Origin of the sequence: Pseudomonas sp. FDAARGOS_761 (assembly GCF_013343155.1) — a bacterium.
In the GTDB taxonomy this organism is placed as follows: domain Bacteria; phylum Pseudomonadota; class Gammaproteobacteria; order Pseudomonadales; family Pseudomonadaceae; genus Pseudomonas; species Pseudomonas aeruginosa.
In genome coordinates this window covers 2,767,269-2,791,067 of the sequence record NZ_CP054572.1, presented here as the reverse complement: position 1 = coordinate 2,791,067, position 23,799 = coordinate 2,767,269, and the positions used below count along the sequence as shown (strand labels likewise).

Genomic DNA, 23,799 nt, shown 5'->3' with positions numbered 1-23,799 from the left:
ATTTTCCCTACTCTAATTCTCTGAGCAGGGAGGTTCCAGTGCAGACGCCGTAAGGAGGCTCCGCGAAGCCTAGGCAGAGGCGAGTGGTTCTACTGAACTATCGAATAAAGGGTGAATAAAGGGGACGGTGAATAAAGGGGACAGATTTATTTTTCGGTGTTTATGAGCTGGTCAAGAGCTGGAGGGAAACCTATGCAGCTCTGGAGCAGTTGGCCACTTCGCCAGAGTTCCGGCAGCAATTTGGCGATAACTACCTCAAGGGGCTGGAGGAGCGCGCCGCATTCTTGACTCAGGCATACGAGGATGCCGGCTGGCAAGGTTCGGTCACAGCTGGTGTCGAGGGCGGTAGGTTCGCTGCGGAACTTGTTGGCGTTCTGACGGCAGTAAAAGGTGGCGCGCAGATAACCGCCAAGCTGCCAACAGCAGCCAAGAACCTGGTCAACGCGATTGCGGAGTCACCTGTTTCCGGTAGTATGAGTTCGCAGCTCGGGGCAGTGGGGGATTTGGGTCGGCTGGGTGGGGGGCAAAAGGAGTTCAAAAACTTCCTGAACTCGGTGGGGTTGATACGTTTCTTAGCTCTCAAGCAGCAAATTTAAACAAGAAGTTGGGTGCGAAAATAGGTGAAGGCAGACTGCCTTACGAGGCCAGTCGCGCTGGTGTTGAGCAGGCCAAGCTAGCAGTTAAAGAAACATTGGAGAACGCTACCGCTGTTAGTGACATAATTCCTAAGTCGGCTGTCCGAGGGAGTTATGACCTTGTTCATGTTTACAGCTCTAAAACTAATAGCACTGTTAACCTACGAGTGTTGCCCGGCGGCAAATATGAATTCGACACTTTGATTTCAGTGAAATCCTCAAAATTTTAGTCGCGGGGTTTGGCCTTATGATCATTGGTGAGAAGATTTTTGAGTTTAGATTTCGGTCGTTCTTTATGTCGGGGTCTTTGGTTTGTAAAATGTTGGTTCTGTTTCTTAGGTTTTCAAGATCGGGATGGGTTTCATTAGATATTGGGGAAGGTGTGTTAAGGATTTTGTCTTTTGGCTCTGAACCAAAGCTGTTGGGGCTGGATGAGATTTCCGATGACTTTGCGTACCCGATCCAGAGTTCGAATGAATTGGATAGATATTTTGGCAAGGACCTGCTTGCTGTTTACAAGTATCTTTTTTCGGATGTGGAAGATGGTTGTGTCGGCGTGTATTTCGATTTTGGAGATTGTGGTTTTAGCGTTTTGGAGTCAGAGGATAACTTGTCCATAATTGATGGCGTGGTTAGAGTTTCAGATGACGTGGCTTTATCTAAGTTAGAGATTTAGATGGGGCAAAAGCAACAGGCGGGAAGCCCACCGTTGAGCTGTTCGGCGGGAAGAATGCGCAGACTCCCGGCGCAATAAACGTAGATATCCGCGCCGATATTCAATCAGGCATCCGTGCTGATGCGATGAAATTGCCTTTCAAAGACGGATCGCTAGGCGAGGTAATCGCTACAAACCCATATATGGGTCCTGGCGAGAAGATGATGAGTTTTCTACCGGAGGCTACTCACGTAGTGGAACCCGGAGGGAAAATCTATATTAACGCCCATAAAGGGGACAGATTTATTTTCCCTACTCTAATTCTCTGAGCAGAGAGGCTCCAGTGCAGACACCGTAAGGAGGCTCCGCGAGGCCTAGGCAGAGGCGAGTGGTTTTACTGAACTATCCGCTTCACGTGGTTCAGTGTGGTAAGATCGGCAGTGGTATACAGTGGGAATGAGAAATATAAATACTAGTCAAAATTAGAGTAGGAAAAATAAATCTGTCCCCTTTTCTCAGAGCAAGGCTATCCCAATGGAATTCCGGTTGAGGTCATGAATTTTCCAGGTGCTAAGTAGTGAAAGAAATAGAGATATTGTCAGCTCTAGAAGGGCTTGGCTGGAGATGCGACAAAGATGAGGCTGGGGATTATTTTTGCCTAATGGACATTGGTGAAGTCCAGATTCAGATTATTCCGACTATAGGGAAGCGCTCTGATCATTTTAGGGTTTCATTAATGCCATCTGTTTCTACGAAGAATTTTACGGCGGCAGTTGCATTCGTTTTGGGTGAGGCCAGTAATTATGTGCCGATTATTGTGAGTAATTACGTGCCGGAGAAAATAGTCGATTTCTCACTGGATGATGTCGTTAGACTTTCTCAAAGTGCTATATCTTGGGCTTCTGCTCAAGATATAGAAAAAGGCTTGGCAGCTTATAGAGCTTTGCCAACAAATTCGAAGGGTGCTATGCCGTTGCGGCACCTGGCAGCTTTGGCGATAGCTGGAGACGTTAGCTGTCTTGCAAATTATCAATTCAGCTTCGAGCAGGGTGACAGATTAGGGTTTGTTCCGTATATCACCCAAAACATGATAGAGCGCGCTCTCTTGATTGCGCGAAATGTGCGTTGACGCTAATTACCCAAAGCGAATAAAGGGGACAGATTTATTTTCCCTACTCTAATTCTCTGAGCAGAGAGGCTCCAGTGCAGACACCGTGAGGAGGCTCCGCGATGCCCTAGGTAAGGGCGATTGGTTTAGCGAGTTATTCGCTTTGAGTGGTTTGGCGTGGGCGGTTGCTGAAATTATAGTAGTAAAAATAAATCTGTCCCCTTTTTCCTCTCCCTTTTCCTCTGTTAGCTCTCTCTGGAGCATGGATAGCCATTGATTTCCAGAGATAGTTTCATTTCGTAAGCTTTTTTAATTAAGCCGTTAGAAAAACAGAAAGGAAATATGACGGTTTCCTCGATGTCATAGTAAATGGCAATTCTTAAAGCCAGAGCATCAAGCTCTTTTTCACTGCTCATAAAATTTAGATTTTCAAGGAAATCGTAAGTGTTCTTTTCAAACTCTGGCCAGCTTGAGAAGCTGAAGTCGTTTGAGGACACTGAAATATTTCCATTCTTTTGATTTTCTTTGTATGCATATTGTTTAGGTAGGTTTACATGAAATTTAGATGAACTGAAGTTTTGGCTAGAGTTTGCGGTTATTTCTAAAGTGCACTCAAATGACATTGTCTTCTTTCCTGTGGATTTTAGCACATGGGTATTTTTGGCTTTGGGCAGCCAAACATTGTAGGGTTAATTTCGCACGCTTCCTCAAAGCCAGGAGGGAGTATTAGAGGCGGTATTGAATCTAAAATTTCATTAATTGGGCTAGATCGCCCCTTGCTGTCGAATAAAGGGGACAGATTTATTTTCCCTGCTCTAATGCTCTGAAAAGGAGGTTCTAGACGCCGTAGGGGGACTCCGCGATGCCTCGGTAAGGGCGATTGGTTTAGCGAGTTATTCGCTTTGAATGGTTTAGCGTGAGCGGTTGCTGAGATTATGGTAGTAAAAATAAATCTGTCCCCTTTTCCCACGTTAACTGGCTCCTCGCTCAAATAAGTGAAGGATTTCACCCTCATCGAGCAGCTTGGCAAGTTCGGCAGGCGAGACTCCATCATCATTTAGTGATTCGGGGTCTGCACCCTGATTTAGAAGGTATTCGACAGCTGCGCTATGCCCCTGCTCGACTGCGTCGTGCAGGGCTGTATATCCATGTTCTCCTTTGCAGTTGATGTCAGCTCCATGACCCAATATCAGCTGAATTTCATCAATGTCACCGCGCGTTGCGGCAATGTGGATTGGTCTATCCCCGAATAAACTAAGGCTGTTAACATCTGCGCACTCCAGCCCGCTGAACTCGGGAAGAGTCGAATACTCTGCGAGCAGTAGAGAAACTTTCTCTTGATTAGTTGCATTGCTCACCGCAAACCCTCCGCAGGAAGTCCTTCAGATTTTCAATGGCCTGCCTAGTGTTATTAATCTCTGTAACGTGGCCTGCATCATTATCGTTAAACCATTTCTTGCTGAAGTTCTCACGCAAGGCCAAACACTGCTGAAGCCTCTCTAAGTTAGCCTTAGCGTCTTTGCATTGGTCCCCTGTCGGCGGTATGGGAGTCTTGCAAATCCGGCTGTATTCCTTCCGCTCCCTAGCCTTTTCTGCCGCAGTTCCTGGGCTAGTGCCAGCTGATGCACTGCCACCCTCACTAGCCTCGTCGTGATAGGCATCCCAAGCAGCATTTGCTCCCCAGACGCCCAACCCAAGACCAATAAGCCCCCCAACCACTGCACCAGGAGGCCCACCGACAACAAAACCAGCTCCTGCGCCTGCAGTAGCTGTAGGACTCAGTCCGTTAGGGTCAACCAGCCCTACCGGATTGGACCCAACATAGGCGTAAGTATTCAGCCCGCCATCTAGACCAATCGGATCACTCTCCACATACCGCCCAGTCTCCGGATCATAGTCGCGGAAGTAGTTGTAGTGCAGCCCGCTTTCCGCATCGTAGTACTGCCCGGGGAAGCGCAGGTTGACCTGGGTGCTGCCCTGGCTCAGCGCTTCGCCGCGGCCGAAGGCGTCGGACTGCCACTGCCAGGCGATCTGGCCGCTGGCGTCGGTGGCCAGGCGCGGGGTGTCGAGGTGGTCGCCATGGAGGTAGAGCAGGGTCGGGTTGCCGACCTTGCCCTGGGCGTCGTAGTCGGCGTCGATGGTGGCCAGCGGCAGGCTGTCCAGCCACAGGTAGTACTGGGCTCGCAGTTTCCGGCCGCTGCCGTCGTGTTCGGCTTCGCCGAGCAACTGGCCGTCGGGACCGTAGAGGTAGGTGGTGACGCTCTCGGGGGTGAGCTTGACGATGCGCTGGCCGAGGGCGTTGTAGCGGTATTCGGCGACCTGCTGGCCGTCGCGGCTGACGCTTTGCAGGCGGCCCTGGGCGTCGTAGGCCAGTTTGCGTGCGGCGCGGTCCTGGGTGAGGTTGCCGGCGGCGTCGCTGGTCACCGCTTGCGCGCCGATGGCGGTCAACCGGTTGCTGCCGGGCGCGTACTGGTAGTCCTGGCTGCTGGCGGTGCCGCCTGAGGCGGGGTTGTCGCTGCGTTGGGTGCGGTTGCCGACCGCGTCGTAGGCATAGCTGCGCCCGCCCTGGACGCCGCGTTCCTCGGTCAGGCGGTCCAGCGGGTCGTACTGGTAGTCCAGGGTGCCCCAGAGGCTGTGGCGGTGCTGCTGGATATTGCCATTGGCATCGTGCTGGTAGTCGCTCTGCCAGGGGCCGACCTTCTGCCGCAGCAGTTGGTAGTCCTGGTCGTACTCGCGGCTGAGGGCGATGCCGTTGCCCCAGGTCAGGCGCTGCAGCGGGCCGAAGGGCAGGTAGGCGATCTGCCCGACCAGGGTGCTCGGCGCCTTGTCGCCTACTGCCAGGGTCACGCTGGCGACCTGGCCGCCGGCGTTGCGCGGGTAGCCGATGGCGAGGCCGGAGGGGTAGCCGATCTCCAGCAGTTGGTTGGCCGCGTCGTAGCGGTAGGTCACGCGGTCGAGCAGGGTCTGCTGGTCGAGGCGGATGCTGCGTACCTGCTCGACCAGGTTGCCGCGCTCGTCGTAGCGGTACACCAGGCTGTCGCGGGCACCTTCGATGGCGCCCAGGCGGCCGATGCCCTGGTTGCCGTCGGCGGTGAGGTCGTAGCGGTACTGTACGTCGAGGCTCGGGTCGCTCGGCGAGTGGCGCTCGATCAGGCGATTGAGGGCGTCGTAGCGATACTCGGTGACCGCACCGCGAGCGTCGGTGCGGCGGATGACGTTGCCGGCGGCGTCGTGCTCGAAGGTGGTGGTGCCGCTGTCCGGGCTGACCAGTCGGGTCAGGTTGCCGAGGCCGTCGTATTCGTAGCGGGTGGTGACGCCGCGCGGGTCCTTGACCTCGGTGAGGTTGTCCTGGGCGTCGTAGGCGAGTTGGGTCTTGCCGCCGAGGGGATCGCTCTGGCCGACCAGCCGGTCGAGGGCATCGAAGGCCTGGCTGTGGGCGAACTGGCGCGGGTTGGTTTCGCCGACCGGATTGTCGTTGAGATCGTAGGCGAAGCTGCGTGTCTGGCCGCCGGCGCCGACCGCACGGAGCAGCCGGCCAAGCTCGTCGTAGGCCCATTGCTGCTGGCGCACCAGGCTGCCGCTGGCGTCCTTGATGCGCTGGGCGGTGCGATTGCCCTTGGTGTCGACGTCGTATTCGAGGCGTTCGCCGAGGTTGTTGCCGATCGCCACCAGCCGCCGTGCGTCGTCGTATTCATAGCTCAGCCAACTGCCGTCGCCACGAGTGACGCGGGTGATCTGGCCGACCGCGTCGTAGTCGAAGCGGGTGGTGCTGCCGGCGGTGCTGACGGAGGCCAGCCAGCCGTCGACGCCGGTGTAGGCGAGGCTGCTGGTGACGCCGTTGGCATCGGTGATGCTGCCGGGCTTGCCGCGCTCGTCATAGTCGCCGAGGCGGGTGACCTGGCCGAGGGCGTTGGTCACCTGGGTCAGGTTGCCGCGACTGTCGTAGGCATAGAGGGTGACGTCCTGCACATCGGTGCGCGGACCGTCGGCGCGCTCGATCAGGCCGAGGGCGTTGTAGCTGTAGCTCCAGGCGCGCTCGGCCGCCTGCGCGGGCAGGGCGAGGGCGCAGGCCAGGGCGAGGGCGCCGAGGCGGGGGAAGTATGGGGGGATGCGCATGGGTGTCGTCCTTGTCAGCGGGTGGTGACGGTCTCGCCGGTCTTGCGTCCCTCGGCGTCGTACTGGTAGCGGGTGATCCGGCCGGGCTCGCTGACCTGCACCGGGAGGAACAGGGTCGGGTGCCAGTCGGTTGTGATGGTGCGCGCCTGCGCAGTGCCGGCGGCCTCGGTGCGCGAGGTTTCCAGACCACGGGCGTTGTACTGGTAAGTGGTCAGGTTGCCGTTGTTGTCGCGTTTGCTGGCCAGTTGACCGCGGCTGGTATAGGTGAAGGATGAGTTGCTACTGGGGCAGTCGACCGAAGGCTCGCCAATTATCGCGATGATACGTTGGAGACCCTGTAGGTTTTGGAATCGATAACGGGTCACTTTGCCCAGTTCGTTGGTAACGGTAGTCGAACCATCATTGTTGTAGACGATTTGAATCTTCTCCATGCCGCCGGCATGTTCGCTCGAGATAGCTCTGCCTTGATCGTCGTAGGACCAAGTCGCGAATCGTATGCCGCGTTCATCGGTGAGGCCGGTTAGTAGTCGAGGATTGTGCTCGTCCTCGTAATGATAGAGACGTGTTTTGCTCATGCCATTCAAGGTGATTTGGGACTTGATCAACTGCCCACTCGTACTGTAGTCGTAACGCCCTTCAACAGAGCTTGATCGGAAACCAAGTGGCTGGTTGTTCTCGTCTTGAGTGAGTTCAAGAGAGTTTCCGAAGTTGTCTGTCACGAAGAGCTTGTTCTGACTATAGGAGATGCTGCGCTGTACTCCCGACTGTAGGTTCTGTCGTATCAGAGCACCCCTGTCGTTGAAAATGAACTGGTCGTTGTTTTTCGCGGAATATATCCAGCGATTGTCTAGCTTGATCAGGCTGCCCAGTTCGGTTGCTTCTGCCGTAATAGTTCCGTTGTTCAGGCTGAAAATATTTAGCCTGCCGGTCTCTCTGGTGAGATAGATGGTACTCCTCGGTAGGTCAATGTCCAAACGCATGGAGAAGTTGTGCCGCCAGTAGCCATCAAGACTGTTGTAATTTCGGCTGAGGATCAGGGCGTTCCCTCTACCGCCCCGCAGATCTATTTCTTCCTGATATTTATTGCCAATAGCGAAATTTATAGGGTTTCCTCCGTACGGCGATGGGCAAGATATATCAGAAGGACCTTTGTTCTTGGCGGGCTGTGTTTTGATAACGCAAGTTTTCCTGATCTGCTTGGGAGCGATAGTCTCAGATCTAGGCCAATGATCTTCGGGGCATGTCCATACTGTTTGAGTGCCCAGGGAGCCTGCTGGGGCTGGTGGGCTAATAGTTACGATGCCGGCAGCATTTATGCTTTGACTAATGGAGTGTCTTATTAGTGAATGGCTATTGTATTCTCCATTGGTTTTTCCGAATATCTCACTGCCTTCTGCATGGGTGATGATGAACTTGGTACAGCTATATACTGCTTTGCTTGTACATTGCTTGAATGTTTCTTCTTGTTTTTCGTTTATCTTTAGTATTACTTTTGTTAATGTTTCTTCGATGATGGGAAGGTAGATGTCGTTGGCGAATTTATATTTCTTTTTTGGTTCAAGAATTGCGCCGGGAGATGCGTATGTCATTGTCGAAAAAGCGGCAGCTATGCACAAGACAAGGCTTGAGTAGGTGCGAGGTGGCTCTGAGTCTAGAGGAGGTTTCGTCATGTCAATTTCTTTTGGAGTAAGCTTGTTTTAGTTTAAGGTCACTGCTGGTTCGTCTCGCATACCGAAAAGAAGTCTTCATTGGTTCGCCATGATTCCTTCACTGGTTCTGCGTCCCTCGGCGTCGTACTGATAGCGGGTGCTCCGGCCGGGCTCGCTGACCTGCACCGGGAGGAACAGGGTCGGGTGCCAGTCGGTTGTGATGGTGCGCGCCTGCGCAGTGCCGGCGGCCTCGGTGCGCGAGGTTTCCAGACCGCGGGCGTTGTACTGGTAGGTGGTCAGGTTGCCGTTGTTGTCGCGTTTGCTGGTGAGCAGACCCTGGTCATCGTAGGTGAAGGTGGAATTGCTGCCGGGACAGTTGGGCGAGGGTTCGCCTTCGATGGCAACGATGCGCTTGATGCCCTGGATCACTTGGAAGCGGTAGGTGGCCTGCTTGCCGTATTCGTTGGTGACGGTGGTGGAGCCGTCATCGTTGTAGGCGAGGGTGACCTTTTCGGCGCCGTTGGCGTGTTCGCTGGAGATGGCGCGGCCTTGGTCGTCGTAGGTCCAGGTGGCGTAACGCGTGCCTTGTTCGTCGATGATTCCAACCATTAACCCGGCATTGCCACTGTCAGCATAGAGATACTTCCGGGTGCGGTTGAGTCCTTGGGACGTGGTTTTCTTCGAAACCAGCCTGGCGCCCCCGTCATATATATATTCCACTTTCAGGGAACCGTTGTAATCGACGAGGTAGGGTTGTTTCGTTGCGTTCCAGGAAACGGTTAGGGTGTTTCCGAACCCATCTTTAGCCTTGGTGGTGGAGAGGTTCGGATAGGTTATCGTGATGACCTGCCCCCTGACTTTCCTCTGGATAAGCCGGCCCTGGACATCGAAAAGTGAGCTGGTTCCGTCCCTATAGTCATACCTCCAGCCTGCCTGGTCTTTTGAAAGTGTACCCGTCGTTGCGTCGGACGATATTGCGCCGTCAGTCAGCCTGAATAGTTCCTGACGACCATCGGGTAGAGATAGGGAAATATTTTCGCCTACTATTTTTAAGCCTTCCTGGAAGGTGTGCGTCCACATTCCGGTAATGCTGTTGTAGTATCTCTCGAACTGGAGAGGGGAGTGCGACGGATCTATATCGGTTTCACGTTGAAGTTTATTGCCGATACTGGCATTTATAGGGTTTCCCTGGAAAGATGAGGGGCCTTGGCATCCGTTTTCGTTGGGGATTCCCGCGTTCTTTCGATCGGAGACGTCAGTGGGGCACTCGTACCGGCCATTGAAAAGGTTGTATGGGCAGCCAGTTGGAGGAGCCTGAGTAACGTTTACAGCCGTGCCGGAGGCCCCCCACCAGTTAGGATTTCCGTAGGTAGCAGTGCCGGATGTAGCTGCTAGCGGAGACTTTCTGAATATGCTGATGCTGCAAAAAAATGAATTGTATCGGGCATCTATAAGTGTTTTTCTGCTGATGTACCCTAGAACTACGTGACCCCCCTTCAGATTGCTATCTATATAGTACCTGTCGCTGGCCGCGCAAGCGGCTTCGAGCGAGGGTTGTCGCCTATCTGGATATGGCACGTGTCCAGGTTGTCCAGGGGCTGGTCCCGAAACTGAAAGCTCCCAGCCTTCCTCCGCATGCACTACGGCGATGAATATATTTAACAGGAGAAAAGCGAGAGCTTTGTACATTTCCATTCCTTGAAGTCTATTTGCACTGCTGATTATCAACGAGACTCAGCATCAGACTATAGATTGAACACCAGATGAACATCCTCCGGCTCCAACCGATACAACTCCTCATCCGGCTCCATGCACAGCCGGCATCCGAGTCTCGTATAAAAATCCACCGTGTTCTGCGACGGCGTAGCCGAAACGTAGAGCGCGCTGGCGCCGAGGTGGCGGGCCTGGGTGGCGGCGAGGTGGAAGAGGTGGGCGCCGAGGCCGCGGCGGCGGTAGGCGTGGCTGAGGTGGAGGAACTTCAGTTGCAGCCAGTCGCGCTCGGGGCCGAGGCGGCGCGGGTCGAGGACTACCGCGCCGATCAGGCGGCCCTGGTCGAACAGGCCGAGGAACCAGCCGCCGCGGTCGAAGCAGTCGAGCAGGATCGGCGTGTAGTGCTCGGCCTCGCCCTCCGGCCAGCCGCGCATGTCGTAGAACTCGGGGCGCAGCACCAGTTGGCCGGCCTCGACGGAATACAGGTGCTCGATCACTTCGCTGCGGTCGATCTCCCAGACCAGGGGGATTTCGTCGCGGCGCAGCAGGCGTGCTTCGGTCATCGTGGTTTCCTTGCGCTAAGGCCGTACATCAGCGGCAGGCGCGGACGATCGGCGGGCGGCAGCATGCGTCCGCCGCCGCCGTCGCGCATGCCGTCGAAGCCGGCCCAGCCGTTGGCGTAGGGGTATTCCTCCAGCCGTTCGAGTTGCAGGCCGGCGCCGAGCAGGGCGCCGATCACATCGGCCAGGCCCCACTGGAACTCGTAGCTGGGATGAGGGTTGCTGAAGTTCTCGACGCCGGCGCGGTAGCCGGAGGGCGCCAGGCTGGCGCCGGACTCGGCGACATAGTCGCTGACGCCGCTCTCGGCGATCGGCTCGCGACTGAAGTAGTCGTAGGCCGGTTGCCAGTGTGGGTCGAAGTACAGGGCGAAAGGATGGAACTCCACCAGGACGAAGCGCCCGCCGGGAACCAGTACCTGGGCGATGCCGTCGGCCCAGCGCTTGAGGTCGGAGAGCCAGACCAGCGTGCCGTAGGAGGCGAAGACCCGTTCGAAGCGTTCGCCGCGGGTGGCGGCGACGGGCAGCCAGCGGAGGATGTCGTCGCGCTGGAAGTCGGCGGCGATGCCGCTGTCGCGGGACAGCTGGCGGGCGAAGTCGATGGCGCTGTCGGCGATGTCGACCCCGGTGACGCGGGCGCCAAGGCGCGCCAGGCTCAGGCTGTCCTGTCCGGCGTTGCATTGCAAATGCAGCAGGCGCAGGCCGTCGAGATGGCCGAGCAGTTGCAGTTCCTCGGGATAGAGCGTGGAACCGCCGTTGCGGAAGAAGGCGGCCTGGTCGGCCTTGTGGCTGTTGTGCGCCCGGGTGGCGGCGTTCCACGACAGCCGGTTGGCCTCGTGCAGGTCGGATCGCATGGTTCGACTCCTTCCCTGGAGTGCGCCACCGCGCGGATGGCGGGTCCGGGGGATTACATGTCCTTGATGCTGCGCACCTGGTCCTTGTTGACGCGGGTGCGCTTGCCGTCCAGTTGCTCCAGTTCGTAGAAGCCGGAACTACGATCATAGCGCGGGGTATCCACCGCCTGGATCTCGCGGCCATCGTTGAGGGTGACGATGGTCGGGGTGGAGCAGCCGGCCAGGACGGCGAATGCGGACGAGAGCAACAGGGCGGGCAGCAGACGGGAGGTCATCGGAATTTTCCTTCGGACGGTTTTCGAGGCGGCGGATTCTACTCCAGTCGCGGCGCAACCGCTCTAGCCTGGATCACAGCGGCAAATTTCCGCTGTGATCGTACGTCTCTTCCGGTGAGCCGCCCGGATGGCGGCGCCTATTCGAAGGGAGATTCCATGTCTGCCGTTTCCACCTCGTTGTTGCTTTTCCTCAACCTGCTGACCCCGGCTCAGGCCGCCCAGCCCGTGCCGCTGGCCGATGGCCGCATCGAGATCGCTGCCGGCGAGAGCCGCCAGCGCTACCTCGACCTTGCCCCCGGCGAGTTGCAGTTGCTCGACCTGGAGGTCGACCGCGGCCGCGTCCGCCTGCGCGCCACCACGCCCGACGGCAAGGCGTTGCGCGCGACGGAGCTGGCCGGACGCCAGTCGCTCGGTCTGCAGGCCGGCGAGCGCCAGGGCCTGCGCCTGACCTTCAGCGCCGACGAAGACACCGCACTGACCCTGATCCCCACCCAGCGCCTCACCCCGCAGACCCCGGCGCTTGATTCGCCGGCGCCGCAGAGCCCGACCCTGCAACGCCTGCAGGCGGAGCTTGCGGAAAAGCGCCCCGGCGCGCTGAAGGCGTTCTGGAAGCAGGTAGCGAAGCAGGGCACGCCGCTGGTGGAGCCGCTGGATGCCGAACGTGTGCTGGTCACCTTCCTCTGGCGCCAGCAGCGTCCCGGCGACGTGCGCCTGCTGTGGCCGACCCCGGAGGTCAACACCCGCCGCTTCGAGGCCCTGGCCGGCAGCGACGTACGCTACCTGAGCCTGCCGCTGCGCCGCGACGCGCGGGTTTCCTACCAGCTCAGCGCCGACCTGCCGGATCTGCAACAGGCCGATCGCGGCACCTTGCGCCTGGCCTTGCAGGCGGCGGCGCGGCCGGACCCGCTGAGCCGTACGCCGTGGCTCAACAGCCGCGCGCTGCCGCGGGCCGAGCAGGCCTCGCTGGTGCAGCTCGGCGGCGCCCCTGCCGAGACCTGGGACCAGCCGCGCAAGGACGTGCCGCGCGGCAAGGTGGAGCGCCTCGGCTATAGCAGCCAGGCCCTGGCCAACCAGCGCCAGCTGACGCTCTACACGCCGCCGGGCTACGACCCAGAGGGCCAGCGCTATCCGCTGCTGGTGCTGTTCGACGAGGACCACTACGCGCGCGACGTACCGACCCCGACCATCCTCGACAACCTGATTGCCGCCGGGCGTATCCGCCCGACCCTGGCGGTAATTGTCGGCAATGTCGATGCCAGCAGCCGGGGCCGCGAGCTACCCTGCAACGAGGCCTTCGCCGACATGCTCGCCCACGAGCTGCTGCCCTGGTTGCAGCAGCGCTATGCATTGAGCGAGGAGCCTGCCGATCGCGTGCTTTCCGGTTCCAGCTACGGCGGGCTGGCCTCGGGCTGCATCGCCTACCGTTACCCGGAACGCTTCGGCAAGGTGCTGAGCCTGTCCGGCTCGTTCTGGTGGGGGCCGGACGAGCAGCAGCCGCAGTGGCTGGTACGGCAGTTCGCCGCTGGCGAGCGTTTGCCGCTGGCGTTCTTCCTCAGTTCCGGCCTGCTCGAGGAGCCCGAGGCGGACGGCATTCTCGGCAGCAACCGCAGCCTGCGCGCGGCGCTGCAAGGCAAGGGCTACCCGCTGCACTACCGCGAGTTCCCCGGCGGTCACGACTACGCGGCGTGGAGCCTGGAGCTTGCCGAAGGGTTGCAGGCCTTGTTGCCGGCGCATTGAGCCGGCTGGCTGGCGTGGGGCGGATAGCCGCTTGCGGTTATCCGCCGTGCCGCGGCCTGGAGATGGGGAAGGCTGTCCGGAGCGTATTCGCAATGCCCACCGCGTTGCGGAATCGGAAAAAATCGTCCAGGGCCATTTGCCAGCGTCGGCGGATAGGGGACAATCGGCGTTCGCCTCAATCGAACGACAAGGATGTTCTCGATGCGCCGACTCTTGCGCCCGGTATTCTGCGCCGCGCTCTTCTGCCTGTACCCAGCGCTGGTCCAGGCTGCCGCAGAAAGCGAAATCCTCGGCCTGTTCCAGCGCTGGCAGGCCGCCCACGGGCAGCGCAGCGGCAAGGCCCTGGAAGGGGTCTATGCGCCGCGCCTGGACTACTATGGCCGCGCGCAGACGCGCGAGCGCACCCTCTCCGCCAAGCAGGCCTTCTTCGCCCGCCATCCCGACTTCGAGCAGCGCATCGTCGCTGCGCCGCAGATCGTGCCGGGCGACCAGGAAGGCCGCTACGAGGTGCGCTTCGTCAAGCAGGTACGCCTCGACGGACGCCTGCGCAACTATCCGGGGCTGCTCCTGGCCGAGCGCGCCGGGCCGGGCGATACCTGGCGCTTCGTCGGCGAGAGCGACGAGATCACCCGCTACGCCGTCGACCCGCGGTACACCCCGCTGGCTCGCGGCCGCTTCGCCGGTACCGAGGCGGACTTCGCCTGGGTAGTGGCCCACGCGCCGAACAGCGCCGCCTTGTGCGACGAATACGAGGATTGCCGCTGCGACCTCTGGAGCGCCGACGCGCGCGTCCCGCCCAAGCCGCTGGGCAGTTGCACCGGCGCGGTGCTCAGCGTCCTCGGCGGCCTCGACGACAGCGGCCGCGAGCGCCTGCAACTGCTGCGTACCTGGTGGACCAGCACCTGGACCAAGTCGTCGCTGCTGGAAATCCGCGATGGCCAGTGGGTGCGGGTGCTGCCGGACATCTCCACCACCTGGGACGATGCCGAGGCCGAACTGGTGCTGTACAAGGCCGACCCGCAGCAGCCGGGCCGAGTGCTGGTGACCGAAACCGTGATGGACGACGAGGGCGACTGGAGCCACCGCACCCGCAGCGAGGCGCTGCGCCCCGTACCCTGACGCCGGCCCCTTGGGCTGGGCGGCGCCAGGCCGTACAATCGACGGCTTTATGGCGAGCGTCGCCGCAGTCCAGGTTCCCGCATGCGCATCCACGTCTCCTTCATCGACCGTGTCGGCATCACCCAGGAGGTGCTGGCGCTGCTGGGCGGGCGCAACCTGAACCTGGACGCGGTGGAAATGGTGCCGCCGAACGTCTACATCGACGCGCCGACCCTCAGTCCCGAAGTGCTGGAGGAACTGCGCGCAGCGCTGCTGGGCATCCGTGGCGTGCAGGCGATGACCGTGGTCGACATCCTTCCCGGCCAGCGCCGCCGCTTGCAGCTCGATGCGTTGCTGGCGGCGATGGCCGATCCGGTGCTGGCGGTGGACGGCAAGGGCCTGGTGCTGCTGGCCAACCCGGCCTTCAGCGAGCGCTGCGGACGCGACCCGGCCGGCGAGCGGCTGGCCAGCCTGTTCGACGATGAAACCCTGGAGGATGCGCTGGTCGAGCAGGGCTTCCGCCTGCCGCTGCGCGAAGTGACCTTCATGGGCCAGGCCCTGCTGCTCGATGCCACGCCGATCACCGAAGGGCCGGGCGAGGGCGAGCGGCACCTGGCCGGCGGCCTGTTGACCCTCTACGAACCGAACCGCATCGGCGAGCGCCTGGCTGCCTTGCACCATGACCATGCCGAGGGGTTCGAGATGCTCCTCGGCGATTCCCAGCCGATCCGCACCCTGAAGACCCGTGCGCAGCGCGTGGCGGCGCTCGACGCGCCGCTGCTGATCCACGGCGAGACCGGTACCGGCAAGGAACTGGTGGCGCGCGGCTGTCACGCCCTGAGTGCGCGGCACAACTCGCCGTTCCTGGCGCTGAACTGCGCGGCGTTGCCGGAGAACCTGGCCGAAAGCGAGCTGTTCGGCTACGCCCCCGGCGCCTTCACCGGCGCCCAGCGCGGCGGCAAGCCAGGCCTGCTGGAGCTGGCCCACCAGGGCACGGTGTTCCTCGACGAGATCGGCGAGATGTCCCCCTATCTGCAAGCCAAGCTGCTGCGCTTCCTCAGCGACGGCAGCTTCCGCCGGGTCGGCGGCGACCGCGAGGTGAGGGTCGACGTGCGGATCCTCAGCGCCACCCACCGCAACCTGGAGAAGATGGTCGCCGAGGGCAGCTTCCGCGAGGACCTGTTCTACCGCCTCAACGTGCTCAGCCTGGAAGTCCCGCCGTTGCGCGAGCGCGGCCACGACATCCTGCTGCTGGCGCGGCACTTCATGCAGCAGGCCTGTGCGCAGATCCAGCGCCCGGTGTGTCGGCTGGCGCCGGGCACCTACCCGGCGCTGCTGAGCAACCGCTGGCCGGGCAACGTGCGCCAGTTGCAGAACGTGATCTTCCGCGCCGCTGCGATCTGCGAGAGCAGCCTGGTGGATATCGGCGACCTGGAGATCGCCGGCACCGCCGTGGCGCGGCAGAACGACGGCGAGGTGGGCAGCCTGGAGGAGGCGGTGGAGGGCTTCGAGAAAGCCCTGCTGGAGAAGCTCTACGTCAGCTATCCATCGACCCGCCAGTTGGCGGCGCGCCTGCAAACCTCGCACACCGCCATCGCCCACCGCCTGCGCAAGTACGGCATCGGTCCGCGCGCCTGAAGCGGGCTCAGCCCTCGCTGGAATACACCGGCTTGCCGGCGAACCAGGTCTTCAGCACTTTGGTTTCGCCCAGTTGCGTCTCCGGCACCTCGAACACGTCGCGGTCAAGGACGATGAAGTCCGCCTGCTTGCCCGGCTCCAGGCTGCCGATCCGGCGCTCCAGGCCGATGGTCCGCGCAGCGTTGCGGGTGTAGGCGTAGAACATGGTCTGGCGGTCCAGGCGTTCGCCGGCATTGAGCACGCCCTGCGGGCCCTTGCGGGTCACCGCCTGCTGGATGGCCTTCCACGGCGACAGGCTGGACACCGGCCAGTCGCTGGCCCCGGCGATGGTCGCGCCCTTGCTCAGCAGGGAGTGCGCCGGGTACTGGTAGCGGTAGGCGAAGGCGCTGATGTAGGGCTTCATCAGGTCCACCGTGGTTTCGTCGGCGGCGGCCCAGTACAGCTGCATCGAGGCGATCACGCCGAGCGGCCTGAAGCGCTCGAATTCCTTGGGATTGACCAGTTGCAGGTGGGTGATCGAATGGGCGATGCCGCTGTCGCGGTCGCGCCGCGCCTGCTGCATGCCGTTCAGCGCCTCGCGCACCGCGCGGTCGCCGATGGCGTGGACGTGGACCAGCCAGCCGCGGGCGTCGGCGGCGCTGACCAGTTCGCCGAAGTGCGCCGGGTCGATCAGCAGTTCGCCCGTCTTCCTGCTGTTGCGGTAGGGCTCGAGGAGCGCGGCGGTCTGCGCCGGGTATTCCGGTACGCCGTCGGCGAACACCTTGATTCCCGGCAGGGTCAGGTTGGGGCTGCCGAGGAAGCGCTGGCGCACCTTGTCCAGCACCTCGAGGTCGGCCGGCCGGCTGCGTGGGTTGGCGACCAGGAGGGCGGCGACGTGGGCGCTGAGTTCGCCGCCCTTGGCCAGCCGCTGGTAGACCGGTAGCACGCCGACGGTGTTCTCGTCGGGCCTGAGGCTGAACAGGGCGTCGCCCGGCGAGCCATTGGCGGCCGGGTCCATCCATGCGGTCAGGCCCAGCGAGTTGCTGTAGCGCACCGCGCTGCGTCCGGCTTCTAGCATCTGTTCCGCGCTCGGCGCCGGCAGTACCGCGAGCACCGCGTCGAGACCGGCATCGGCGAGGAAGCCGTTGGGGGTGGCGTCGGCGTCGTGGCCGATGGTGTTGCGCTGTTCCTCGGGCAGGGCGCGGACCCGCGCGGCGTCGATGCCGGCGCGTTTCAGCATGGCGGCGTTGGCCCAGCCGGTGTGGTGGTCGCTGCCGATGAAGGCCAGCGGCTGGTCGGCCCATTCGCCGTGGTCGAAGCGCGCGCGGAAGTCCTTGACCTGGCTCCAGTAGGCGGTATGCATGCCGCTGACATTGAGCATGTCGCCATGTCGCGCCTTGCCGTTGTCGCGCCAGGCGCGCAGGCGCCGCTCCAGTTCGTCGAGGCCGACCTGTTCGTTGCCCATGTCCGCGCCGGCCAGCTCCAGGCCGCCGAACACCGCGTGCGAATGGGTGTCGATCAGGCCGGGCATCAGGCGCTTGCCGCCGAGATCGACGACCTGGCTGTCGCCATCGGCCAGGGCGCGCAGCCCGGCCTCGTCGCCGACCGCGAGGATCCGCCCGTCCTCCACCGCCAGGGCCTCGGCGAAGGGTTGCTGCGGATTGGCGGTGAAGATCCTGGCGTTGACCACCAGCAGGTCGGCGGCGCCGAGGGCGTGCAGGGGGATGGCCAGGCAGGCGCCGGCGAGGAGGGTGGGAATCCGTTGCTTCATGGTGGTTTCCTTTGCTTCTTGGTCTTGTGTAGCGTGGCCCGGGCAAGGCGAGACTAGCCAAAGCGCCGGCCCGGCAGAACCGGGCGCGGCGCACAACACTTGTGCCGGAACGGAAGGAGTCGATGGACAAATTGAATGCCCTGGCGATGTTCGTCGCCACTGCCGAAACCGGTAGCTTCAGCCGTGGCGCCGAGCGCCTGGGCAAGACGCCCTCGGCGCTGACCAAGGCTGTCGCCCACCTGGAAGCGGAACTCGGCGCCCGCCTGTTCGAGCGCACCACCCGCAGCCTGGCGCTGACCGAGGCCGGGCAGATCTACCTGGAGGCGGCTCGTCAGTCCCTGGAAACGCTGCGCACGGCGGGGCAGGAGATCGAACTGCTGGAGTCGGAGTTGCGCGGCGAACTGCGCCTCGCCGCGCCGCCGTCGTTCGCCGCGGCGTTCCTCCAGCAGGCCTGCGCCAGCTTCCTCGAGGCGCATCCGCGGATCAGCCTGCGGGTGGACCTCGACGAAACCTTCCTCGATCTCAGTGAAGGCGGCTACGACCTCGGCCTGCGCGACGGCCCCATCGACCTGCCGGGGCTGGTGGCGCGGCCGCTGGCGCCGAACCAGATCGTGCTTTGCGCCAGTCCCGCCTACCTGGCGCGGCAACCCGCGCCGCAAGGCCCGGAGGACTTCGAGCGGCACGCCTGGCTGGTCTTCCAGCACCCTTCGCTGAACCAGAACTTCTGGTGGATGGAACGCGACGGCGCCCGCCAGCGTATCGACCAGCCGCGCCCGCGACTGGCCAGCGACAACTACGACTTCCTGCTCGCCCACCTGCTGGCCGGGCTGGGCCTGCAGTTCTGTCCGCAGTGGAGTGTCGCGCCGCTGCTCGGCGAAGGGCGGTTGGTGCGCCTGCTCGGCGACTACCACTTCGACCCGGGGCCGTTCGGGCCCTCCATCCATGTCCTCTATCCGGGGCACCGGCGCAACACGCGGAAGGTCCGCGCGTTCCTCGAGCACCTGCGCGCCAGCTTGCAGCGACAGGGGCTGTGCCATCGGCTGTAACGCTTCGGTTACGAGTGGAACGAATTCGTTCCGATTGCCGGAAAAACCTTTGCTATCAGGCGTTTGCGCTTTGGTTCGGGAAATGTCCGGCGGGTCTGTAACGAAAGCGTTCCATGGCGGCCCTGTCCGGGTTTCCCCCGCGCCCGGCCACGCCCCGTGGCGACAGGGCCGGGGCCGCTTGGCACCTTGCTTGCTACGGGCAGCCGCAGAACAAAGTCCCGTCCCGACCGGGCGACCCGCTGACAATGAGGATCCAGCATGAGCAAGTTGCGCTTTACCACCGACCACGAATGGCTGCGCCAGGACGACGACGGGCTGCTGACCGTCGGCATCACCGCCTACGCCCAGGACGCCCTCGGTGACGTGGTATTCGTGCAGTTGCCGGAACTCGGCGAACACGCCGCCGGCAGTGAAGTGGCGGTGCTGGAGTCGGTCAAGGCCGCCAGCAACATCCTGATGCCGCTGGACGGCGAGGTGGTGGCGATCAACGACGCGCTGCCGGACGCCCCGGAGCTGGTCAACCAGGACCCGCTCGGCGAGGCCTGGTTCTTCCGCTTCCGTCCGGCCGACGCCGGCGCCTGGGAAAAGCTGCTCGACCAGGCCGCCTACGACCGCCTGCTGAACGCCAACGCCGACGCCTGAGGATCCCGTCATGACCGATAACCTGAACCTCGGCGCCATCGACCTGGGCACCGACGACGAATTCATCGCCCGCCATATCGGCCCGCGCGCCGCCGACACCCAGGCCATGCTCCAGCGCCTGGGCTACGACTCGCTGGACGCGCTGATCGGCAACGTGATCCCGGACAGCATCAAGGGCAGCAGCGTGCTCGACCTGCCGGCCGGCATGGGCGAGGCCGAGGCGCTGGCCAGCCTGAAGGCGATCGCCGCGCGCAATCGCGCGTTGCGTTCCTTCATCGGCCAGGGCTACTACAACTGCCACACCCCGGCACCGATCCTGCGCAACCTCCTGGAGAACCCGGCCTGGTACACCGCCTACACGCCGTACCAGCCGGAAATCTCCCAGGGCCGCCTGGAGGCGCTGCTGAACTTCCAGACCCTGGTCAGCGACCTCTCCGGCCTGCCGATCGCCAACGCCTCGATGCTCGACGAGGCGACCGCCGCCGCCGAGGCCATGACCTTCTGCAAGCGCCTGTCGAAGAACCGCACCAGCCAGGCATTCTTCGCCTCCCGCCATTGCCACCCGCAGACCCTCGACGTGCTGCGCACCCGTGCTGAGCCGCTGGGCATCGAGGTGGTGGTCGGCGACGAGAGCGCCATCGAAGACTTCTCCGCCTACTTCGGCGCGTTGCTGCAATACCCCACCTGCGACGGCGAGATCGTCGACTATCGCGAACTGGTCAGCCGCTTCCATGCGGTCGATGCGCTGGTCGCGGTGGCCGCCGACCTGCTGGCGCTGACCCTGCTGACCCCGCCGGGCGAGTTCGGCGCCGACGTGGCCATCGGCAGCGCCCAGCGCTTCGGCGTGCCGCTCGGTTTCGGCGGCCCGCACGCGGCCTATTTCGCCACCCGCGACGCCTTCAAGCGGGACATGCCGGGACGCCTGGTCGGCGTCTCCATCGACCGCCACGGCAAGCCGGCCTACCGCCTGGCCATGCAGACCCGCGAGCAGCACATCCGCCGCGAGAAAGCCACCAGCAACATCTGCACCGCCCAGGTACTGCTGGCCAACATCGCCAGCATGTTCGCCGTCTACCACGGCCCGCAGGGCCTGCTGCGCATCGCCCGGCGCACCCACCGGCTGACCGCGATCCTCGCCGCCGGCCTGGAGCGCCTGGGCGTGGCCGTCGAGCAGAAGCATTTCTTCGACACCCTGAGCCTGGCCACCGGCGCGCGTACCGCGGCGATCCATGCCAAGGCCCGCGCCGCCGGGATCAACCTGCGCGAGATCGATGCCGGCCGTCTCGGCCTGTCGCTCGACGAGACCGTCCGCCAGGCCGATGTGGAGACCCTCTGGGGCCTGCTGGCCGAAGAGGGCCAGGCGCTCCCGGACTTCGCCGCCCTTGCCGCCAGCATTGGCGACCGCCTGCCGGCCGCGCTGCTGCGCCAGTCGGCGATCCTCAGCCACCCGATCTTCAACCGCCATCACTCGGAAACCGAGCTGATGCGCTACCTGCGCAAGCTGGCGGACAAGGACCTGGCGCTGGACCGCACGATGATCCCGCTGGGCTCCTGCACCATGAAGCTGAACGCCGCCAGCGAGATGATCCCGGTGACCTGGGCCGAATTCGGCAACCTGCACCCGTTCGCCCCGGCCGAGCAGAGCGAAGGCTACCGCCAGCTCACCGACGAACTGGAGGCGATGCTCTGTTCCGCCACCGGCTACGACGCCGTGTCGTTGCAGCCCAACGCCGGCTCCCAGGGCGAGTACGCCGGCCTGCTGGCGATCCGTGCCTACCACCAGAGCCGCGGCGACAGCCAGCGCGACATCTGTCTGATCCCGTCCTCCGCCCACGGTACCAACCCGGCTACCGCCAGCATGGTCGGCATGCGCGTGGTGGTGGTGGCCTGCGACGCGCGCGGCAACGTCGACGTCGAGGACCTGCGCAACAAGGCCAGCGAGCACAAGGAACGCCTGGCCGCGCTGATGATCACCTATCCGTCCACCCATGGCGTGTTCGAGGAAGCGATCCGCGAGATCTGCGCCATCGTCCACGACTGCGGCGGCCAGGTGTACATCGACGGCGCCAACATGAACGCCATGGTCGGCCTGTGCGCCCCGGGCAAGTTCGGTGGCGACGTTTCCCACCTGAACCTGCACAAGACCTTCTGCATCCCCCACGGCGGCGGCGGCCCGGGCGTCGGCCCGATCGGCGTGCGCGCGCACCTGGCGCCGTTCCTCCCCGGCCACGCTCGCGGCGAGCGCAAGGAAGGCGCGGTGAGCGCGGCGCCGTACGGCAGCGCGAGCATCCTGCCGATCACCTGGATGTACATCCGCATGATGGGCGGCGAAGGCCTCAAGCGCGCCTCGGAAATGGCCATCCTCAATGCCAACTACATCGCCCACCGGCTGGAGGAGCACTACCCGGTGCTCTACGCCGGCGGCAACGGCCTGGTCGCCCACGAATGCATCCTCGACCTGCGTCCGCTCAAGGACAGCAGCGGGATCAGCGTCGACGACGTGGCCAAGCGCCTGATGGACTTCGGCTTCCATGCGCCGACCATGTCCTTCCCGGTGGCCGGCACGCTGATGATCGAGCCCACCGAGAGCGAGTCGAAGGCCGAGCTGGACCGTTTCTGCGACGCGATGATCCGCATCCGCGAGGAAATTCGCGCGGTGGAACGCGGCGAGCTGGACAAGGAAGACAACCCGCTGAAGAACGCGCCGCACACCGCCGCCGAACTGCTCGGCGAATGGAACCATGCCTACAGCCGCGAGCAGGCCGCCTATCCGCTGGCCAGCCTGGTGGAGGCCAAGTACTGGCCGCCGGTGGGCCGCGTCGACAACGTCTACGGCGACCGCAACCTGACCTGCTCCTGCCCGCCCATCGAGGCGTACAGCGAGGAGTGACGGACGAGGAGGGCGCCGCCAGCGGCGGCGTCCTCGCGTTTCCGGCGATACCCCTTTCCCGGCGCCGCGCTTGCGTAGCGGCGCCGCGGCCACGCTCGCGCCAGCGAGCGTCCTGACACCGACACGACAAGAGGCCAGCGCCATGTTCAGCAAGCACGACCAGCTCCAGGGCTACGACGACGAACTGCTCGCCGCGATGGACGCCGAAGACCGGCGGCAGGAAGACCACATCGAACTGATCGCCTCGGAGAACTACGCCAGCAAGCGGGTCATGCAGGCGCAGGGCAGCGGCCTGACCAACAAGTATGCCGAGGGCTATCCGGGCAAGCGCTACTACGGCGGCTGCGAACACGTCGACAAGGTCGAGCGGCTGGCCATCGACCGCGCCAGGCAGCTGTTCGGCGCCGACTACGCCAACGTCCAGCCGCATTCCGGTTCCTCGGCCAACGCCGCGGTGTACCTGGCGCTGCTCAACGCCGGCGACACCATCCTCGGCATGAGCCTGGCCCATGGCGGCCATCTCACCCATGGCGCCAAGGTGTCGTCCTCCGGCAAGCTGTACAACGCCGTGCAGTACGGCCTGGACACCGCTACCGGGCTGATCGACTACGACGAAGTCGAGCGCCTGGCCGTGGAGCATAAGCCGAAGATGATCGTCGCCGGCTTCTCCGCCTACTCCAAGACCCTCGACTTCCCGCGCTTCCGCGCCATCGCCGACAAGGTCGGCGCGCTGCTGTTCGTCGACATGGCCCACGTTGCCGGGCTGGTCGCCGCCGGCCTCTACCCGAACCCGATCCCCTTCGCCGACGTGGTCACCACCACCACCCACAAGACCCTGCGCGGTCCGCGCGGCGGTCTGATCCTGGCGCGCGCCAACGAGGAGATCGAGAAGAAGCTCAACTCCGCGGTATTCCCCGGCGCCCAGGGCGGCCCGCTGATGCACGTGATCGCGGCCAAGGCGGTGTGCTTCAAGGAAGCGCTGGAGCCGGGCTTCAAGGACTACCAGGCGCAGGTGATCCGCAACGCCAAGGCGATGGCCGAGGTGTTTATCGGGCGCGGCTACGACGTGGTTTCCGGTGGCACCGACAACCACCTGATGCTGATCAGCCTGGTGAAGCAGGGGCTGACCGGCAAGGCCGCCGACGCGGCGCTCGGAGCGGCGCACATCACGGTGAACAAGAACGCCGTGCCGAACGATCCACAGAGCCCGTTCGTCACCTCCGGCATTCGCATCGGCACCCCAGCGGTGACCACTCGCGGTTTCCGCGAGGGCGAGTGCCGCGAACTGGCTGGCTGGATCTGCGACATCCTCGACGATATCGACAATCCCGAGGTCGGCGAACGGGTCAGGGGCCAGGTCGGCGAATTCTGCCGGCACTTCCCGGTCTACGCTGATTGAACAGGAACGCCGCCGTGGTGGCGGCCAATCCGCAAGCGGA

At 62.7% G+C, this 23,799-nt stretch carries 18 protein-coding genes and 1 pseudogene; 10 read left to right on the top strand and 9 right to left on the bottom strand.

Annotated features, from left to right (window positions below; all coding sequences use genetic code 11):
• Positions 1-155: 155 nt before the first annotated feature.
• The 3 genes and pseudogenes from FOC67_RS12850 to FOC67_RS12840 form a co-directional block, all read left to right on the top strand.
• A pseudogene (locus tag FOC67_RS12850) lies at positions 156-551 on the top strand (hypothetical protein); the annotation flags it as partial.
• A 403-nt stretch (positions 552-954) separates the two neighbouring features.
• Positions 955-1,311 (top strand): hypothetical protein, encoded by a 357-nt coding sequence (locus FOC67_RS12845; protein ID WP_170868990.1) that lies wholly within the window; start codon positions 955-957, stop codon positions 1,309-1,311.
• Positions 1,312-1,867: 556 nt separating this feature from the next.
• On the top strand, positions 1,868-2,419 hold the full coding sequence (locus FOC67_RS12840; protein WP_049950049.1) for a hypothetical protein: 552 nt from the start codon (positions 1,868-1,870) through the stop codon (positions 2,417-2,419).
• Between the two features lie 224 nt (positions 2,420-2,643).
• Here the strand turns inward: FOC67_RS12840 and FOC67_RS12835 are convergent, their stop codons facing one another.
• From FOC67_RS12835 to FOC67_RS12800, 8 genes are all read right to left on the bottom strand, one after another.
• Positions 2,644-3,021, bottom strand: a complete 378-nt coding sequence (locus tag FOC67_RS12835; protein ID WP_170937454.1) for a hypothetical protein — start codon at positions 3,019-3,021, stop codon at positions 2,644-2,646.
• Positions 3,022-3,369: 348 nt separating this feature from the next.
• The gene (locus tag FOC67_RS12830) at positions 3,370-3,756 is read right to left on the bottom strand and encodes an ankyrin repeat domain-containing protein (protein ID WP_071533930.1); all 387 of its coding nucleotides are present in this window, start codon (positions 3,754-3,756) and stop codon (positions 3,370-3,372) included.
• Complete coding sequence (locus FOC67_RS12825) at positions 3,740-6,514, bottom strand: RHS repeat domain-containing protein (protein ID WP_174707739.1); 2,775 nt, start codon at positions 6,512-6,514, stop codon at positions 3,740-3,742. The genes FOC67_RS12830 and FOC67_RS12825 overlap by 17 nt, the downstream gene beginning before the upstream one ends.
• 14 nt (positions 6,515-6,528) lie before the next feature.
• A complete protein-coding gene (locus FOC67_RS29735) occupies positions 6,529-8,184 on the bottom strand; it encodes a DUF6531 domain-containing protein (RefSeq protein ID WP_234306257.1) in 1,656 nt (551 codons plus the stop codon).
• A 75-nt stretch (positions 8,185-8,259) separates the two neighbouring features.
• Positions 8,260-9,393, bottom strand: a complete 1,134-nt coding sequence (locus FOC67_RS29730; RefSeq protein WP_371045309.1) for a DUF6531 domain-containing protein — start codon at positions 9,391-9,393, stop codon at positions 8,260-8,262.
• Between the two features lie 515 nt (positions 9,394-9,908).
• The gene (locus FOC67_RS12810) at positions 9,909-10,436 is read right to left on the bottom strand and encodes a GNAT family N-acetyltransferase (RefSeq protein WP_009316195.1); all 528 of its coding nucleotides are present in this window, start codon (positions 10,434-10,436) and stop codon (positions 9,909-9,911) included.
• On the bottom strand, positions 10,433-11,284 hold the full coding sequence (locus tag FOC67_RS12805; protein WP_003089732.1) for a class I SAM-dependent methyltransferase: 852 nt from the start codon (positions 11,282-11,284) through the stop codon (positions 10,433-10,435). Before FOC67_RS12805 ends, FOC67_RS12810 begins: the two co-directional genes overlap by 4 nt.
• Positions 11,285-11,337: 53 nt before the next feature.
• On the bottom strand, positions 11,338-11,559 hold the full coding sequence (locus FOC67_RS12800; protein ID WP_003089729.1) for a YgdI/YgdR family lipoprotein: 222 nt from the start codon (positions 11,557-11,559) through the stop codon (positions 11,338-11,340).
• 156 nt (positions 11,560-11,715) lie between these two features.
• Here FOC67_RS12800 and FOC67_RS12795 point away from each other — a divergent pair, with 156 nt between their 5' ends.
• From FOC67_RS12795 to FOC67_RS12785, 3 genes are all read left to right on the top strand, one after another.
• Positions 11,716-13,296 carry an esterase family protein gene (locus FOC67_RS12795; protein WP_003105800.1) on the top strand — a complete coding sequence of 527 codons (1,581 nt, stop codon included), beginning with the start codon at positions 11,716-11,718 and terminating at the stop codon, positions 13,294-13,296.
• Between the two features lie 201 nt (positions 13,297-13,497).
• Positions 13,498-14,415 (top strand): hypothetical protein, encoded by a 918-nt coding sequence (locus FOC67_RS12790; protein ID WP_003122400.1) that lies wholly within the window; start codon positions 13,498-13,500, stop codon positions 14,413-14,415.
• Positions 14,416-14,496: 81 nt separating this feature from the next.
• Positions 14,497-16,032 carry a sigma-54-dependent transcriptional regulator gene (locus tag FOC67_RS12785; protein WP_003105794.1) on the top strand — a complete coding sequence of 512 codons (1,536 nt, stop codon included), beginning with the start codon at positions 14,497-14,499 and terminating at the stop codon, positions 16,030-16,032.
• A gap of 7 nt (positions 16,033-16,039) precedes the next feature.
• Here the strand turns inward: FOC67_RS12785 and FOC67_RS12780 are convergent, their stop codons facing one another.
• Positions 16,040-17,782 (bottom strand): amidohydrolase, encoded by a 1,743-nt coding sequence (locus FOC67_RS12780; RefSeq protein WP_003089724.1) that lies wholly within the window; start codon positions 17,780-17,782, stop codon positions 16,040-16,042.
• Between the two features lie 122 nt (positions 17,783-17,904).
• Here FOC67_RS12780 and FOC67_RS12775 point away from each other — a divergent pair, with 122 nt between their 5' ends.
• The 4 genes from FOC67_RS12775 (at position 17,905) to glyA (ending at position 23,759) form a co-directional block, all read left to right on the top strand.
• Positions 17,905-18,828, top strand: coding sequence for a LysR family transcriptional regulator (locus tag FOC67_RS12775; protein WP_003089722.1), 924 nt, complete (start codon positions 17,905-17,907; stop codon positions 18,826-18,828).
• Between the two features lie 258 nt (positions 18,829-19,086).
• Positions 19,087-19,470, top strand: coding sequence for a glycine cleavage system protein GcvH (gene gcvH, locus FOC67_RS12770; RefSeq protein WP_003089718.1), 384 nt, complete (start codon positions 19,087-19,089; stop codon positions 19,468-19,470).
• Between the two features lie 10 nt (positions 19,471-19,480).
• Positions 19,481-22,360, top strand: coding sequence for an aminomethyl-transferring glycine dehydrogenase (gcvP, locus tag FOC67_RS12765; RefSeq protein ID WP_023100316.1), 2,880 nt, complete (start codon positions 19,481-19,483; stop codon positions 22,358-22,360).
• A 142-nt stretch (positions 22,361-22,502) separates the two neighbouring features.
• The gene (gene glyA, locus FOC67_RS12760) at positions 22,503-23,759 is read left to right on the top strand and encodes a serine hydroxymethyltransferase (RefSeq protein WP_003162506.1); all 1,257 of its coding nucleotides are present in this window, start codon (positions 22,503-22,505) and stop codon (positions 23,757-23,759) included.
• The last annotated feature ends 40 nt before the right edge of the window (positions 23,760-23,799 follow it).